Source organism: Methylobacterium sp. 1973, from assembly GCF_040545035.1.
GTDB lineage: Bacteria > Pseudomonadota > Alphaproteobacteria > Rhizobiales > Beijerinckiaceae > Methylobacterium > Methylobacterium fujisawaense.
This window is the reverse complement of record NZ_JBEPLA010000023.1, coordinates 1-16,644: the sequence shown is the minus strand read 5'-3', so window position 1 is coordinate 16,644 and position 16,644 is coordinate 1. Positions and strand designations below refer to the sequence as shown.

Annotated in this window: 11 protein-coding genes; 4 read left to right on the top strand and 7 right to left on the bottom strand. The window is 68.7% G+C overall.

Annotated elements, in window-relative coordinates; all coding sequences use genetic code 11:
• Positions 1–3: 3 nt before the first annotated feature.
• From ABIC70_RS26920 to ABIC70_RS26910, 3 genes are read left to right on the top strand one after another with little or no spacing between them, the layout of a single operon-like run.
• Positions 4–627, top strand: a complete 624-nt coding sequence (locus ABIC70_RS26920; RefSeq protein ID WP_354442109.1) for a hypothetical protein — start codon at positions 4–6, stop codon at positions 625–627.
• Entirely contained in the window at positions 624–1,652 is a 1,029-nt protein-coding gene (locus tag ABIC70_RS26915; protein ID WP_354442107.1) for a phosphotransferase, read from the top strand. Before ABIC70_RS26920 ends, ABIC70_RS26915 begins: the two co-directional genes overlap by 4 nt.
• A gap of 57 nt (positions 1,653–1,709) precedes the next feature.
• Entirely contained in the window at positions 1,710–2,372 is a 663-nt protein-coding gene (locus ABIC70_RS26910) for a class I SAM-dependent methyltransferase (protein WP_354442105.1), read from the top strand.
• A 46-nt stretch (positions 2,373–2,418) separates the two neighbouring features.
• On the opposite strand, the gene ABIC70_RS26905 is transcribed toward ABIC70_RS26910, so the two are convergent.
• Positions 2,419–3,303: a class I SAM-dependent methyltransferase gene (locus ABIC70_RS26905; protein ID WP_354442103.1), complete on the bottom strand. Its 885-nt coding sequence runs from the start codon at positions 3,301–3,303 to the stop codon at positions 2,419–2,421.
• Positions 3,304–3,509: 206 nt separating this feature from the next.
• Positions 3,510–4,925, bottom strand: coding sequence for a coagulation factor 5 8 type domain-containing protein (locus ABIC70_RS26900; RefSeq protein ID WP_354442101.1), 1,416 nt, complete (start codon positions 4,923–4,925; stop codon positions 3,510–3,512).
• A gap of 171 nt (positions 4,926–5,096) precedes the next feature.
• Between ABIC70_RS26900 and ABIC70_RS26895 the strand changes: the two genes are divergently transcribed.
• A complete protein-coding gene (locus ABIC70_RS26895) occupies positions 5,097–6,548 on the top strand; it encodes a discoidin domain-containing protein (protein WP_354442099.1) in 1,452 nt (483 codons plus the stop codon).
• On the opposite strand, the gene ABIC70_RS26890 is transcribed toward ABIC70_RS26895, so the two are convergent.
• The 5 genes from ABIC70_RS26890 to gmd all read right to left on the bottom strand — a co-directional run bounded on the left by ABIC70_RS26890 (position 6,549) and on the right by gmd (position 16,355).
• A complete protein-coding gene (locus ABIC70_RS26890; protein WP_354442097.1) occupies positions 6,549–7,268 on the bottom strand; it encodes a CatB-related O-acetyltransferase in 720 nt (239 codons plus the stop codon).
• Positions 7,265–11,227, bottom strand: a complete 3,963-nt coding sequence (locus ABIC70_RS26885) for a glycosyltransferase (RefSeq protein WP_354442095.1) — start codon at positions 11,225–11,227, stop codon at positions 7,265–7,267. Before ABIC70_RS26885 ends, ABIC70_RS26890 begins: the two co-directional genes overlap by 4 nt.
• Before the next feature lie 177 nt (positions 11,228–11,404).
• Complete coding sequence (locus tag ABIC70_RS26880) at positions 11,405–14,626, bottom strand: hypothetical protein (protein WP_354442093.1); 3,222 nt, start codon at positions 14,624–14,626, stop codon at positions 11,405–11,407.
• A 250-nt stretch (positions 14,627–14,876) separates the two neighbouring features.
• A complete protein-coding gene (locus tag ABIC70_RS26875; RefSeq protein ID WP_354442091.1) occupies positions 14,877–15,233 on the bottom strand; it encodes a hypothetical protein in 357 nt (118 codons plus the stop codon).
• 138 nt (positions 15,234–15,371) lie between these two features.
• A complete protein-coding gene (gene gmd / locus ABIC70_RS26870; protein WP_354442089.1) occupies positions 15,372–16,355 on the bottom strand; it encodes a GDP-mannose 4,6-dehydratase in 984 nt (327 codons plus the stop codon).
• Positions 16,356–16,644 lie beyond the last annotated feature (289 nt).

Sequence of the window (16,644 nt, the reverse complement as noted above, 5' to 3'; positions counted from 1 at the left end):
CCGATGCGCATCGGGATCGACTTCGACAACACGATCGCGTGCTACGACGGCGTGTTCTACGCGGCCGCGCTGCAGCGTGAGCTGATCGCCCCCGACCTTCCGCGCGACAAGAACAGCGTTCGCGACTTCCTCAACGGCTCGGGCCAGGCGGATGCGTTCACCGAGCTTCAGGGCTACGTCTATGGCGCGCGCATGGACCTCGCCGCGCCCTACAGCGGGGTGGTCGATTTCGTGCGAGCGGCTCGCGCGGCGGGCCACGCCGTTTTCATCGTCAGTCACAAGACGCGGCACCCGATGATGGGGCCGCGCTACGACCTCCACGCGGCGGCGCGGGGCTTCCTCGCCGGGCACGGTCTGGTCGGACCGGGCGGCCTGCTGCCCGACGAGAACGCCTGTTTCGAGCTGACCAAAGAGGAGAAGCTCGCCCGGGCCGTACAGCTGCAGGTCGACGTCTTCATCGACGATCTGCCGGAGATCCTCGGGATGCCCGGTTGGCCCGACCGCGTGCGCCGGGTGCTGTTCGACCCGGACGGCCGCCGCCCCGACGGCGTCTGGAAGGCGGACATTTTCGAGTGCTACCGGACGTGGGCGTCGCTTCGCGCCGCGATCCTCGGCCCGGCCGCGTGAGCGAGCCTGCCGCGGATCTCGATCGTCCGGCGGTCGGGCAGCTCGTCCGGCGTGCCGGACGCGCCGATCCCATCGAGCTCGTTCCGCTGCCGGGCGGCAAGAACAACCGGGTCTTCCAAGTCCGGCTGGCCGATGGCAGCAGCCTCGTCCTCAAATCGTACTTCTCGCACCCGCACGACACCCGCGACCGCCTCGGGGCCGAATGGGCCTTCCTGACCTATGCCTGGGGGCGCGGCGTGCGAAGCATCCCGGAACCCTTGGCGAGCGACCGCGACCGCCGGCTCGGCCTCTACGCGCACCTCCCGGGCCGCAAGATCGAGCCGGGGGCCGTCCGGCCGGGTCACGTCGAGGCCGCCCTGGACTTCGTGCTCGCGATCAACGCGCCGCCGCGCGCCGATGCGGCCGCCCTGCCGGCGGCCTCCGAAGCCTGCTTCTCCGTCGCCGCGCATCTTGCCACCGTCGATCGGCGGGTCCGCCTGCTCGCGTCCCTCGATCCGGAGGCGCCGCTGCGCGCGGAGGCCGACCAATTCGTGGCCGCGCGCCTCGCTCCCGCCTGGGACCGGGTCCGCACCCGCGTGGCCGCCTTCGCCGCGCGCGACGCCGGGTCCCTTGAGAAGCCCATCGTGCCGGAGGCGACGATCGTGTCCCCGTCCGATTTCGGCTTCCACAACGCGCTCCTCGAGGGCAGCCGGCTCGGCTTCCTCGACTTCGAGTATGCGGGCCGCGACGACCCGGCGAAGCTCGTCTGCGACTTCTTCTGCCAGCCGGAGATCCCCGTGCCGGTGACGCTGTTTCCGCGCGCCGTGGAGCGGATCGTCACGGGACTCGGATTGCCGGACTTGCATCGGGAGCGCTGTGCGGCTCTTCTCGATGTCTACCGCATCAAGTGGGTTTGCATCATTCTCAACCAGTTCCTGCCGGTCGGCGCCGCGCGGCGCTCCTTCGCCACCTCAGAGGCGCGTGCCGCGCGCTGCGCCGAGCAGCTCGCCAAGGCGGCCGCCAAGCTTGACGACGTCGAGAGCTGAGGCAGGACACACGGGCTCCCGGACATATCCGCGACGGGACAGATCAGGAAAACACGCATGGCCTACCGCGACTTCGTAAGCCTCATCCACAAATCGACCCCACGCGATTACCTGGCTCGCGTCACGCAACGCGACAAGGCCGAGGTCGCCGAACTGGCGATCCAGTGGGACTACGACTACTGGGATGGCAGCCGCGAGACCGGCTACGGCGGCTACAAGTACGATGGCCGCTGGCGGAAGGTGGCCGACGCCATGATCGCGGCCTACGGGCTCAAGCCCGGCTCGCGCGTCCTCGACGTGGGCTCCGGCAAGGGCTTCCTGCTCCACGACTTCAAGGAGGCCTGTCCCGGGATCGAGGTGGCAGGAATCGACGTGTCACCCTACGCGGTCGAGCACACGATGGAGTCGGTCAAGGCGGATTGCCGCGTGGGCCACGCCCGTAAGCTGCCCTGGCCGGATGATCACTTCGATCTCGTGATCTCGATCACGACGCTGCACAACCTCTACATCCAGGATCTGTTTCCGGCCCTCTCGGAGATCGAGCGGGTCAGCCGCGGCGGCAAGTACATCTGCGTGGAGGGGTACCGCAACGAGCGCGAGAAGGTGAACCTGATGTACTGGCAGCTGACCTGCCGGGCCTTCCACACGCCCGAGGAGTGGCAGTTCATCTTTGAGAGGGCCGGTTATACCGGCGACCACGAATTCATCTTCTTTGAATAAGGACGCGCGCACCGGCCGCCTCGCCGGGCGCGTGGCGGCCGGTCGTTCACGGCGCCTGCCGGGTGTGGTATCCGTGCACGATGCCGTCGACCGCCGCGGCGAAGGCGGCGTTCGGGAAGCGCCCTTCCAGTCGCCCGTAGGTCACGTAGTGCTCGAGCGGATCGCAGCCGGCCTCGATGACGTCGGGATTGACCTGCGTGTAGTAATCCGCGTCGAAGACTGCCAGGGACCTGCTGAGGGCGCTCCGCTCGGCGGTGAGCCGATGGCGCTCCTCGTGCAACTGGATCCGGCATCGCACAATCTCGGCGCACGCGCTCAGGAACGCGGCGCCGGGCGTCTCCGCATCCTTCCGAAAGACGAGGGTGTGCGGGGTGATCGACGGGAGCGCCACATCGATGACGGGCCGGAACCTGTGCTCGGCGAAGGCCTTCATCCAGTAGAGCGGCGGCTGCACGTTGAGGTGGGTCGGCTCCTCGAAATCGCTGGGCGAGGAGGACATGACGATCGTCGACGACGCCCGGGTTAGGTTCGCGATGGCCTGCATGCCATCGTCTTCCGTCAGGTGCTCCAAGACCTCGATGCAGGTCAACAGGTCGTAGTAACCCTCGATGGGCGCGACGAGGCTGCCGGCGGCGCAGTAGCGCCGCACGTCCGGCCGGACCTGTTCGATCGCGTAAGCGGAGATGTCGCGGCCGTGGGTCTCCACCCCCCGGTCCCACAGAGCCTCCACCAGGAAGCCATGGGCGCAGCCGGCATCGAATGCCTTGTGTGGGCGGAACGCGCGGATGAGTTCGTCCGCCACGTTGCCGAAGAAGCTCGCCCATTCCGGCCGGGAGCGGTCGTAGGCGACCGGGCCGCAATGCGAGGCGTAATACTCGGCTCCGTAGAGCAGAGCCGCATCCTCCTGGCTCGGCGCCTCGCTCTCACCCATGACGCTCTCCGATGGACCGGTTTCGGTCAGCGGCGAGCGGGCAGTGCAGGTTGCGTGCGCTCTCATAGACTGACCAAGATGGGCAGGCCTCTAGCACCAGTCCGACCGCGGCGTCCATTAGATCCGCCCTCCGCCGCGCGCCGACGTGGCCAACCGAGCTCGGGCGCGGCCGGATCGGACGGAGAGCGGGCCGCGAAAGGCTCCCTTCACAGCCGGTCGTCGAAGGCCAGCTTCTCGGCCGGATACTCGATCATCATGCGGCGCTGGGCCTCGGAATTCGCCCACTCCCCGATCTTCATGTACCCGCCGCCGACATCCCGGACTTCGATGGCTTGGCCCACCGTCTCGATCATCTGGAAGCCCTGCGGCCAGTTGCACGAGAAGTAGAACACCTGCTCCACCCGTTCCGAGACGTGGCAGACACCGGGTCCGAATGAGCCGAACCCGAAGACGAGGTAGCGGCCGTTGGCGATCGCCGCGACGTCGTCGGCCAGCGTGCCGCTCTGGGTCCTCAGCGGCAGGCCGATGCGCGCGACATGGTCCTCCAGCGCCGGGATCACCGGGTTCGCCCGGTTCTCGAACACCATCTTGACGGATCGGATGCGGCCTTCCGCCATCAGGCGCTCGATGACCATCCGGTAGAACGCCAGCGGCGGCTGCGGGTAGTTCGGGTCGATCCAGGTGCTGAAGATGTCGCCTGAACGGATGTGGATGATCAGCTCGTCCTCAGGCTTGGCCGGAAACACCGCCGGCAGGCCGTTGAACAGGGGCCGGATGTACGTGTGGACGATCGCCCGCATGGGCAGCGGATCGCGCGCATCCACCACGGGTTGGAACGGCGTGTCGAAGAACATCCCGGACAGGAAGTAGCCGTCGTCCGGCAGCGGCTCGTCGGCGGGGATGAAGGTGATCCCCGCGCAGGTCAGACGCTCCTTAAGGAAGATCACTTGGCTCCGGTCGATCTTCGGGATCTTGACGTAGGTCAGCCGGAGCGCGCGCGCGACCGCGATGGCGATTGCGTACTGCACGAGGCAATTGCCGAAGGCACCGTTCTCGAGGAGCGCGATGCCGACCAGCGCCTTCGAGCGCGGCGGCTCCGCGCTCACTAGACTGTAGGAGGTGTGCAGCACCGCTCCGGCATGCTCGTGGAGGATGTTGAAGGCGACGCCGAGTTGGGCGCGGAATACGATCAGATCGAGCGTCGTCGCTTCGCACCAGACGTGCAGCCGCGCGCGGGCCGAGGCGCTCCCGGCGGGGACGACGGCGCGGACATGGCGCGCCCATCGCCCCTCCCCGGCCGCGAGCACTGCACGGATCTCCCGGTCCGCCGCGGACCGAGCCGCGATCGGCGGCTCCGACCAAGCGCTGCCGTCCTTTGAGAACGCGAGCCGCAGATCGGTTTCGACCTCCGATCGACGCGCTCCGTCCAGGCTGACCGAGACGGCGCGGATCGGGAACCTCACGCCGAGATCGACCACGAGCGTGAGCGACTCACCAGCTCGATCCGGTTCGGCCGGGCCTCCAGCGGCGGGCGCCGGCGGGGCCCCCTCCACCGTCCGGGTGATCTCCCGGGGGGCCGCGAGATCGACGAGGTCTTCGATCCGGTCGGCAGCTTCGGCCATGCGATGCACTCGTTCGCCCCTTTGTCGGTCGGCGGGTGGCGTCACGCCGGGCCCGATCGCCTAGCTGGATGTCGCGCGGCAAGGCAAGCCGGGGCCGCCCCGATCGGACGGCCGCCGCGGCGGGAGACAAGGCGGTTGACCGCGCGCGCGCCAGCTGCTCAGACCTCGACGATGACCGCGCCCTTCGACAACCCGGACCTCTACGTCAACGTCGCCCTCGGCAAGCCGGCGACGCAGAGCTCCCGGCCAGCTTGGTGCCCGCTGGGTCCGGACGGACTGGTCAACGGCGATTTCAGCCAGGAGTACAACGCCCATACGGACGTCGACCAACCGGCCTGGTGGCAGGTCGACCTGGGGCAGCGCCTCCCGCTGTCGGCGATCGTCGTCCACAACCGGCGCGAGATGGCGCGGGAGGCCGCCCGCTCCCTCCGCGTCGAGGTTTCGGACGACGGGGCAGCCTGGACCCTGATCCACGCGGGGCTGACGCATTTCCGGGCGCGGGGGCAGGCTATCCCCCTGCAGCTTCCGCTCGCCGGGCTCGTCTGGGCTCGGTTCGTCAAGCTGTCGCTCGACGAGCCCCAGCCGCTGGTGCTGACCCAGGTTGAGGTGTTCGTCGAGCGCCCGGCCCTCGAACTGATCCGTCTGCGGGAAGAGCACGACCTCGATATCCCGCTCCTGGCCGAGACGCCCGGCGCGGTCGAGCAGATGAGCTACGCTCTGGTCGGCGCGCCTGGCACCCGCGACCGTCCGCTGATTGGCGTGTCGCTCGTGCTCAACGCCGCCCTCGGCAACGGCTTGATGCAGCACACCATGGCGATCGCCGTCGCCCGCCGGCTCGGTCTACGCTACTTCAAGCTTGCCACGCGGGAGAGCAGCGGGGTGATCGCGCGCACCGAGCCGGTGGATCTCGGCGGTCTCACCTTCCTGCCGGGCCCCCATCCCCTGCCCGAGGGCGGCTGGTTCCTGGAGGGCTATTTCTGGGAGCTGGAGCACCACGCGCGCTTCGCCCGGGACCTGCTGACGCCGCACGACAAGCGCGAGATGGTCCGTACCATCATCCACCCGCTCTACAATCTGCTGCCGCCGGTGTTCGCGCCGAAGCCGGACGACGAGCTGATCATCCATATCCGCTCGGGCGACGTGTTCAGCACCTGGGTCAACGCCGCCTACATCCAGCCGCCGCTGGCCTTCTACACCCTGGTGATCGACCGCTTCCGGCAGGCGGGCCGGATCACGCGCGTCAAGCTCGTCTACGAGAACCGCCTCAACCCGGTGATCGACGCGCTTGAGGCGCATCTCAGCGCGCATGTGATCCCGTTCACCGTCCAGAGCGGGAGCATCGTCGAGGACACCGCCGCCCTCGTGAACGGGCGTCACCTCGTCTTCGGGTTCGGAACCCTGGGGCCGGCGATCTGCTACCTGTCCGACTCGGTCGAGACCGTGGTCTCGTTCGCGAACGGCTACGATCACAAATTCCGAGAGATCCCGACGGTCAAGAACGTCGTCGAGGTGACCGACGCGGGGGATTACATCCGGCCCGGCGGCTGGAACAACTCGCCCAAGCAGCGCCGGGTGATGATCGAGTATCCGGAGTCGAACCTGCGCCTCGAGGGGACGATCTGATCATGCGCCCGGTATCAGCGACTGGATCGGGATCCGCTCCGGACGGTATTCCTGCATGCCCCCGGCGATCCGCTCCTCGACGGCGTCGAGGAATTTCTCCGGGTCGGTGATCGAGCACTGGCGCAGGTCCCAGAAGGCGTAGCGCCACCATTGCACCTTCAGGTAGCGCTCGATCAGCGCGTCGGGGAAGCGCATCTTCACGATCCGGGCGGGGCTGCCGGCCACGATCGCGTAGGGCGGCACGTCCTTGGTCACCACCGCCATGGCGCCGATGATCGCCCCGTCGCCGATCGTGATGTCGGGCATCAGGAAGGCGCCGTGGCCGATATAGACGTCGTTGCCGATGCGCACGCGCTTGGGCCAGAGATCCGGTCCGGAGATCTCGTAATCCTCCGCCCGCGGGTCCAGGCGGTCGAACACCGCCGAGTGGTGCGTGTAGAACAGCGGCGAGGTCGAGCCGCACTGGACCGGGTGGCTGCCGCGCCCGACCTGGACGCTCTCGCCGATCGAGCAGTAGCGGGCGATGTCCGCGCCGAAATAGTAGCCGCTGACCGCGTACGAGAACGCCCCCATGGTGAGGCAGTAATCGACGCCCATCCACTTGATGCTGCACGGCGGCTCGAAGACGCAATCCTCCGGCAGGCCGAACGGGGCCGGGTGCAGCACCGAGATGCCGCGGCGCAGCATCTCCTGCTTCATGTCCTCGTTGACGGAGATCATGCGGCGTCCTCGTCGACGGGATGTCGGGTTGCGGCCGGCGCCGGGTCCAGGCCGTAATAGTCGCGCATCAGGTCGTCGTATTCGGCCGCCCGGATGGGGCCGCGAATCCGCCCGCGTGGCGAGATGTCGACGTCCAAGAGCCGGTCGTTGAACGCGGCCGGATCGTGGATCAGGGCATAGGGCAGCACGTGTCCGTGGGCGTAGCCACGCAGCCGCTCGCTCTGCGCGCCGAGGTCGAAGGCCACCACCGGCAGGCCGGTACGCAGCGCCAGGGTCAGCGCGTACGAGTAGGTCTCGGGCCAGATCGCCGGCAGCAGCACGAGATCGGCGAACGATCGCGCCGTCAGGTCGAGAGCCTCGTCGTCGCTCATGTAGCGGCCGGTCTCAGTGATGCCGACGGCCGCGAGCGCCGGACGCAGAGCCGGGTCGGAGAAGCCCACGATGGTGATGTCGATCGGTAGGGCCCGATTCCGCGCGTCGGTGGCCAGCGCCTGAAGGAAGCGCGCACCCTTCATCATGTTGATGGCGCCGAGCACCGCCACCCGGCGCCTTCCCTCCCCGCGCTTGCGGATCGCCGGCCGGATTCGGCGGTCCGCCTCGAAGTGAGGCCGGACGGTGATCGCCAAGTCCGGATAGACTGCGTTGAGCCGCCGGGCCGTGTCCGACGAGGGCGCGAACACCTGCGCGGCGCCGGCCAGGAAGGCGCCGAACGTCGTCCGCCGCTTCTCCGGATCCGGCTCCTCACGGGCCTCCCCATCCGCGGTCATGCAGCCCCGGCAGACCGGAACGGGTGCGAGCCCGCAATAGGTGCCGTCGGGCTGGACTAGATGGTTGCGATGGCAGACCGGCGAGAAGTCGTGCAGCGTCCAGGCATAGGGGCGCCCCGCCTCGGTGACCAGCCGCATCATCGTCCGCACCGCCGACCAGCGCAGGCCCGCCAGCGAGTGCACATGGATCAGGACCGGCGCCAGCCAATCGAGGAACTCGGCGACCTGAGCCTCGTCCCGGATCAGGGACAGGCTCTCGATCGTTGGCAGGTAGAGGTACTCGGCGCTGCGGTACGAGACGTTGATCTGGATGTTGCGGTCGCGGTCGACCGAGAGGAGCACCACGCTGACCCCCTCGCCCTGCAGGCGCGCGATCATGTCCTCGATGTGCCGCTGGATGCCACCGCCCCAGCTGTGGGTCACGAACAGGACCGCTCGGCTCCGGAAGTGTCGGGCCAGCCGGTACAGATCGATCCGTGCCCGGGTCTGCCGGCCGGGATCGGCGGCCACGAACTGGCCGACCACGGCCGGGTAGTCGGGGTGCTTGGCCAGCAGCGCCGCCTGACCCTGGTCGTACTCGCCGCCCTCGTCGAGTCCGAACGAGATCTGGCCGGCGTGGTAGACGAACACGTCCTCCGCGAGCAGGTTGACGAAGCCCGCCTTGATGGCGCGCATGCACCAGTCGTTCTCCTCGCCGTAGCCCTTGCCGAAGGCGACCTCGTCGAGCACGCCCACGGCCTCGAGGGCTTCCTCGGTCATGTACATGCAGAAGCCGACGCCGGTGGGCACCGCGACGGCGCGGCCTAGGTTGATCCGCGACACGACCGCGTCGAGCTCGGGCCGCTCGATCTCGAGCCGCATGCCGTTGTTGGCGTTGAATTTCGGGTAGCTGCAGATCGTGGCGTTGTTGGAGAGCGGGGTCACGCTGCCGATTTGCGGACGGGCGCGCGTGTGGGCGACGAGCCGGTCGAGCCAGTCGCCGAAGACTTGCGCATCGGAGTTGAGCAGGACCACGGCCTTGCCCTGGCGGAGGCCGAGGCCGCGATTGACCGATCGCACGAAGCCGAGGTTGTGCTCGTTCTCGACGAGGTGGAACAGGCCGCGGCCGGCGAGGTCGGCGAGGTCTGCGGACAGCTCCGGGTCGGGCGAGCGGTCGTTGATCGCGAGCAGCGTGAACCGGGTCTGCTGCCGGGCGACGAGGCAGGCGTGAATGGCGCGCAGGGTCTCGCCGCGACCCTTGTAGACCGGCATGATCACGACGACGTCGGCCTGCGCGATCGGCAGGGCTTGCGGCAATCCGTTCCAATCGGCCGGCTCGGGGGCGAGCATGGGCGGCCAAGTGCCGAGATCCTCCGGACAGGCCATCAGCCCGGCGGCCCGGCCGGTCCGGACGTAGTGCAGGAACGGCGACTCGCCCGCGGCGAGCAGGTGACCGTAAGCCTTGCCGTAGAAGTCGTACGAGAAGGTCTTGTTCGGAAGCCGACCCTCGTGCTGGCCGTGGGCGACGAAGTGGGCGAGCGGGCCGCCCTGCGCGCCGGCCACGTCCGGATAGCGCTTGGCGTAGAAGGCGGCGTCGAAATACGGCTCCATCAAAAGAGCCTCGTCCATCATCGCCTCGTCCGCGTCTGAGGGCGGCGTACCATAGCGCGGGTCGAAGCCGGTGCCGATGTCGACGCCGAGCATCAGCGCGGTGGCGAGATGGTGGATGAACGGCGCGACCCCGGTCTCCAGCACGTATCCGTGCTGGTCGAGATAATCCCGCCCGTTGAAATCCGCGCGCGGGTTGCGTCCCATCCGCCAGCCGCGCTCGCAATAATCGCGGATCGCGTCGACCTCGTCGGGCACGCCGTAGCGCCGCCTGTAGAAGGCGTGATCGAAGTGCAGGGCCGCCAACGCCGCCTGCAGCCGCAGGTAGGCCTCGCGGTCCACCGGTTCGCGGCCGATCTCGGCGATCCAGCCGGTATCCTCGACCGGCGGCGTGTCCGGGCGGAACCCGCATACGCGCAGCAGCGTGTACAGCGTCGCGTGCTCCGGTCTCGGGTCGCGCCCCTCGCGCCAGCCCACGCTAGCGAAATGCACGTAGGGCCGGATGCCGCTGCCGCGGACGTCGGCATAGGTCGTCCGGTACCAGTCGTCGTCGACCGCGGGGAAGCTGATCCGGCCGGGGCTCTCGAACGGCGTCTCGGCGGAGATAAGCGTCTCCGCGATGTAGCGGAAGAATGGATCGCCGCGAACCGCGCGACTCTCCGCGCGCTCCTGCACGAAGCCCGCCGGGTCGAACTCCTGGCGGGGGCTGCGCATCTGGCGCCACTCGCCGGCCGCGTAGGCGCGCAGCAGCTTTTCGTCGGAACGCTGATCGGTCCGGCCGCGATAATAGGCGGCGTCGAAGTAGGGCGCGATCGTCTCGAGCTGGAACGAGACCGCCTCGTCCTCGCTCAGCGGCCGCGCCTTACCGCCATGCATTACGTAATGCAGCAGCGGATTGTCCGTCGTGTAGCTGAGGCCGCGGGTCAAGCAGTAGTACAGGATGTCGAAATGGGGCGATGGGTCACGGCCCTCGCGCCAGCCCGAGTTCATGTAGTGATCGCTCGGCTCGACGCCCGCCGCCCGGAGATCGGGATTGCCGGCGAGATAGTAGTCCGGGTCGATCAGCCGACGCGCGAGGCGGGCGGCGCGACGGGCGTCGGGCCGCGGGATTGCATCGACCCCGTGGCCGAGCCGGGTCTGCAGGTAGTGCAGGAAGGGATTGATGTCGGTGTGACGCAGGAAGGGATGCGCGGCGAGGTACTCCGCCGTTGAGAAATCGGGGCGGGGGTCGCGGCCCTGGCGCCAGCCGGTGCGCAGATAGTCGCGCAGCGCCGATGCTCCTCCGATCCCGTACCAGCTCTCGTAGAACGCCGCATCGAAATGCGGGGCGAGGGCTGCGAGCTGCTCGGCCTCGGACGTTGGGTCGGTCGAGGGCGGAAGGCCGCCGCGGGCGGCGAGGCGCACCAGCGGATTGCGGCTCGCGCGCGTGTCCGGTGCGCCAGCCCAGCGGTGATAGAGCCCGTCGAGGCCGCTCAGTGCTCCCTCGCCGCGATGCCAGCCCGCGCGCAGAACGCGCGCGGTGCCGCTGCGCAGGATCTCCTTGCCGATACGGCGGCCGATGCCGGTCAGGCCCTTGCGACGGCTCCATGTAAAGTTGAGCGCCATTACGGCACCTCTCGGCTCAGGGGTGACGTGCCCGCGCTCATGGGCCTCGCGAGCGCGATCGGGTCGATTCGACTCATGGCGTCTTGGCGTTGAGAAAGCGCTCGGCGGCCGCGCGGATTTGATCTCGGTGAGCGCACTAATTGAAGCGGCCTGTTCCGTAAACTCGAGCCCACGCCGTCAGGGCAGCCCTCGCCCGTCGTAGTTCGGCGGTCCGAGCCTGAAGGCGGCCTCGTTGTAGAAGGGGTCGTGGACGACCCGCGCGCCCCAGCGGCGCACGAAGTGCTCAACCTCAACGGCACGCGGCCGCGGCGCCTGCCAAGGGCCGGTATCGGCCAGGATCGCGCCCGGCTCGTAGACGATCTGGGAGCCGGCCGCCCATCGGCCGAGGCAGTAATCGACATCCCAAAGTGCCCCGCCGAGCGCCTCGTCGAAACCCCCGGCTTCGGCGAACGTGGCGGCCCGGGTCATCAGGCATTCCCCGCTCACGGCCAGGAAATTCCGGGCGGCGGCGGCGCTGAAGAAATAGCCCTCTGCCCCACCGTTGCCCTCGCGTACGGGCTCGGGCAGGCCTGCATGCATAACGAGGCCGGCGTGCCGGAACTGGCCGTCACCGCCGACCAAGCGCGCGCCGACGGCGCCGACCGCAGGTTTGTCGAGATGGATCAGCATACGCTCGATCCAGTGACGCTCGGTCGGCTCCAGCTCAGGGGCGAGGAATAGCAGCACGTCGCCCCTCGCCTCGCGAGCCCCGTGATTGAGCCGGCCCGCGGCGCTGATCGCGCCCGCGGGCGCGACGACCGGTCGGCACCCGGCCGCGCGAAGGGCGGCCTGTTCGACGGAACCGGCCTCCCGATCGAGGACGGCCGTCACGTCTAGACGGGCGTGGCTCGATTCCTCCCGGATCGCGGCGATCCGACTGATAAAGGTTTCAACCGATCGCGCCTCTTCGCCGACGGGACCGAGCGTCAGCGAGGCGATCACCGAGACGGTTTCGGTCCGCGGGCCGGGCGCCACGGCGTAGCGGCGGGCCCGAGAAGCGGCGTCGATGCGCGCGCCCGTGCGGCCGGTACGCGCCAGCCGCTCCCCGATCAGCGCGCGCTCGGTCGCGTCCTCCCCGTACCGCCGGTCCGGGCCGCGCAGGAGGATCCGGCGCAGATGCCGGATCCGGGCGCCGGCCTCGCCGAGGCGCAGGGTAAGATCGAAAGCGCTACGCGCCTCGACCAGCAGGCTGGCGACCGCGGCACCCCGATAGCAGGCCGCCCGGCCGACGTAGTCGAAGCTCTCGAGGTAGTCCGGACTCCAGCCCGGTTTGAAGAACGGCAGGATGCCGTACCGGCCCGGGACCTCCTCGTCGCCGTAGATCAGGTCGGTGTCGGGCGCGCGGTTGATGTCGCAGGCGAGATCGTAGAGGGCGCGCGGAGGCAGCTCGTCGCCGGCCTCCAGCCACAGCAGGTAGGCGTTTTCCAGGTCCCGGAGGGCGTCGGCTGCCGCCGACGGCGTCTGGCAGCGGAGCGCGCGGGTGTAGATCTGCCGGTCGAGGGAGGCCCGCGTGGACTCGGCCGCCTCGACGTCCGCGCTGCCGACCAGCACTACGAAGGTGGGCTGCACCACCATCAGCCCGATATGCCGGTGGATGTCCTGGACCTCCGTGGCGAGCGTCAGAAGCGCCGCGGTGCTGCGCCGCTCGTGGAGCGTCTCGAGCGGCAGCGGCGCCCGGCCCTCGGTCCGGCCGGCGGTGGCGAAATGGGCCAGCGGATTGAGGCCGGCGCGGGCTACGTCCGGGTGGCGTTCCAGGTACCAGCGCGTCGAGAAATTCGGGCTCGGATCCCGGCCTTCCGCGGCGCCGAGATGCAGGTAATGGTGCAGCGGTGTCTCGAAGGTGTCGACCAGGTCCGGATAGGTCCGAAGGTACCAGCCGCCGTCGAACAGCGGGTGTGGCTCGGATCCGATGTGGACCCCGCGCTCGATGTAATCGACGAGGGGATCTTGGTCCCGCCCGAGCTCCGGATGGTGCGCACGGTACCACGCGGCGTCGAACAGGGGGTTCGGGTTCGTGCAGGCTCGGATGCCGTGTACGAGGTAATGGACCAGGGGGTTGGCGTCCTCGATGTCCGGGACGCGGGAGCGGTACCAGCCGATGTCGAACAGCGGGTGCGGGTCGCGCCCCTCTCGGCCGCCATCGCCGAGGAAGTGGACCAGGGGATTCTGCCCGGAGCCGGCCACGTCCGGATTGCGCTCCAAGTACCAAGATGTGTCGAACAGCAGACACGGATCGCGCCCCTCCGCGGCGCCCCCCTCGATGAAATGCGCGAGCGGGCTGCGGCCGGTCCCGACAAGATCCGCGTTGCGGGACAGGTAGAAGGCGGCGTCGAATAGCGGATGTGGATCGAGCGCGGCGCCGCGCGTCCTGTAATGGAGCAGCGGATTCAGGCCCCGTGCCCCGGGCGTGCGCGCTAGGTACCAAGCGACGTCGAACAGCGGGTGCGGGCTCGCCGTGCCGCTGTCCCTCAGGTAATGCAGCAAGGGATTGGCGCGAGCGTCGACGGCATCCGGGACCTGCCGGAGGTAATGGGCCGGATCGAAGAGGGGATGCGGGCTGAGGCCCGCGCGTGCCCCGTCGGTTAGGTAGTGAATCGCGGGATTCATCCCCGCCTCGGCCACGTCGGGCGCTTGCTCGAGATACCAGGGGGAGTCGAATAGCGGGTGCGGCTCGGCGCCGTCCGCGGCATCGCGGCCGAGATAGTCGAGCAGCGCGTTCTCGCCCGCGTCCGGGAAGGTCTGGCGGTACCATTGCGTGTCGAACAGCGGATGCGGATCGTAGCCGAGCTGCGCCCCGAGGCGCATGTAGTGGACGAGAGGGTTCTCGCCGGTCGCAGCAACGTCCCGGTAGCGGGCGAGATACCACGCGCTGTCGAACAGAGGGTGAGGGTCTACCCCCTCCCGGCTCCCGTCTGCGAGGAAGTGCAGCAACGGGTTGAGACCCGCATCGCGCACGTCCGGACGCTGCCGGAGGTAGAAGCCGGTGTCGAACAGCGGATGGACGTTGCGGCCTTCGCGGCCGCCCTCGGCGAGATAGTGCTGCAGCGGGTTCGCGCCCGCGCCGGCGACATCGCTGTTGCAGGCGAGATACCAAGAGGTGTCGAAGAGCGGATGCGGATCGAGGCCACCGACCGCGCCGTCTGTAACGTAGTGTAGGAGCGGGCTCTCCCCCGCACTCGGGGCCTCGGCCCGGTACCAAGCGGTGCTGAACAGGGGGTTCGGATCGAACCCATCCGCGTTCTGATGCGCGATGTAGTGCGCCAGGGGTGCGTCGGCCGCCTCCGGATGGCGCAGGGTGTACCAGGTCGCGTCGAACAGCCCCGATTGCACGATGGCCTGCGCCAAGGCATCGGATCCCATCGTCATCCCGCGCGCGGACGCCAAACCGGGAGCGGACAAGTCGGATTGCGGCGGGGCGTCCATATTATCTCGGATTTTCGAGCGGGCCGAACTGATAACCAGCGTCCTGGGATGCTGCAATGTTGCAATGTCCTGATCCAGAAGGGCGTCGTCGAGATCGGAGCCCCGCCGTTCGCCGGCCGCGACGGACCTCCCGGATCCGGCCCGCGCCGCAGCCCGGCCCGGGGCGGGTGGATCGCGGGCGGGTGCCTCAACCGTCGACCGGCCGCAGCGTCGGCAGGCCGGATGGAGGCGAACGCAGTCCCTGGCGTTGAGCTGGGTTCAACCCATCCCAGGTCGTGCGCAGACGCTGATAGGCACCCCGATAGCACTCCAGAGTGCGGTGGATGTCGAGGGAGCCCGGCAACCCGGGACCGTCGATCACCGGAGTGTCGCCGGGCTGCGGCGCGAGGCCGACGCCGGCAACCGTGACTTCATTCGTGTGCTCGCGCAGCAATGCGGCCGCATCGGAGAGGCGAACGACGTAGTCGGCGAGGCGACGCCGGTAGGTGTAGAACTCGGACTCCGCAAAGGCGTAATCTTCGAGCGAGTATTTGAAAGTCGTCATGCGGCGTGCTTCCACTGATGTCCGCCGGACGGTAGACGAGGCATCTGTCCGGTGTCGGTCCGCGCCGCCCGGCGCGCCGGGGAAAGGGTGTTCCGGCCCGTGCCGTCCTCGGCTATGCCTCCCGATGGGCCGCCCCGGTCAGGCGTTGGCGCTGAGGCGCTTGATGTCGGCGTCGACCATCTCGGTGATCAGCGCCTCGAGGCTGGTCTCGGCCTCCCAGCCGAACGTCGCCTTGGCCTTGGTGGGGTTGCCCAGCAGCACCTCGACCTCCGCCGGCCGGAACAGCGCCGGGTCGACGATCAGGTGGTCGTCCACCTTCAGGCCGACATGCTTGAACGCGATCTCGCACATGTCCCGCACCGTCGTGGTCCGGCCGGTCGCGATCACGTAGTCGTCTGGGCGATCCTGCTGCAGCATCAGCCACATCGCCTTCACGTAGTCCCGGGCGTGGCCCCAGTCGCGCTTGGCGTCGATGTTGCCGAGCCGCAGCTCCTTCTGCTTCCCAAGCTTGATCCGCGCCACAGCGTCGGTGACCTTGCGGGTCACGAACTCGACGCCGCGCAGCGGGCTCTCGTGGTTGAACAGGATCCCGTTCGACGCGTGCAGCCCGAAGCTCTCGCGGTAGTTGATGGTCATCCAGTGCGCGTAGAGCTTGGCCACGCCGTAGGGCGAGCGCGGGTAGAACGGCGTCGACTCGCTCTGCTTGGCCTCCTGGATCAGGCCGAACATCTCCGAGGTCGAGGCTTGGTAGTAGCGCGCCTGGGGCGCCGCCGAGCGCAGGCATTCCAGCATGTGCGCGGCGCCGAGGCCGGTCACCTGCCCGGTCAGCAGCGGCTGCTGCCAGGACGAGGTCACGAACGACTGGGCCGCGAGGTTGTAGATCTCGTCGGGCTTGGCCGCCTGGACGATGCGCAGCAGGGCGGACTGGTCCAGCAGATTGCCGTCGACCAGCTCGACATCGTCGAGGATGCCGAGCCACTTCAACCGATGGTCGAACACGCCGGCATGGCTGGAGCGCCGCACGATGCCGGTGACGGCGTAGCCCTTCTGCAGGAGCAGCTGCGCCAGATACGCGCCGTCCTGGCCCGTCACACCCGTGATCAGTGCTCGCTTGGCCGTCATGAACCCGTCCCGTCCCGAAGATGCCCGGCTGCTAGGACCGTGGCGATGACGAAGTCAAGGGAGCGCCGGACGGCGGTAAGGCGGCGCCGATGCCGCGATTGACCCCAAGCCCGAGCGAAACAAAGGTCGAAATAACTCGCGATTCCTGGCCGCCGCCCCTCACTGGTGATCTGCGTGTCAAGCGTTTCCGGCGGCTTAGGGTGTGAACCGAACCAAGGCGTTGCAGGGTTTGTCGTTTTGTGATTCCAGGCGGCCGTTTTGCGGCCTGGAGGTAGCGATGGCGGACCTG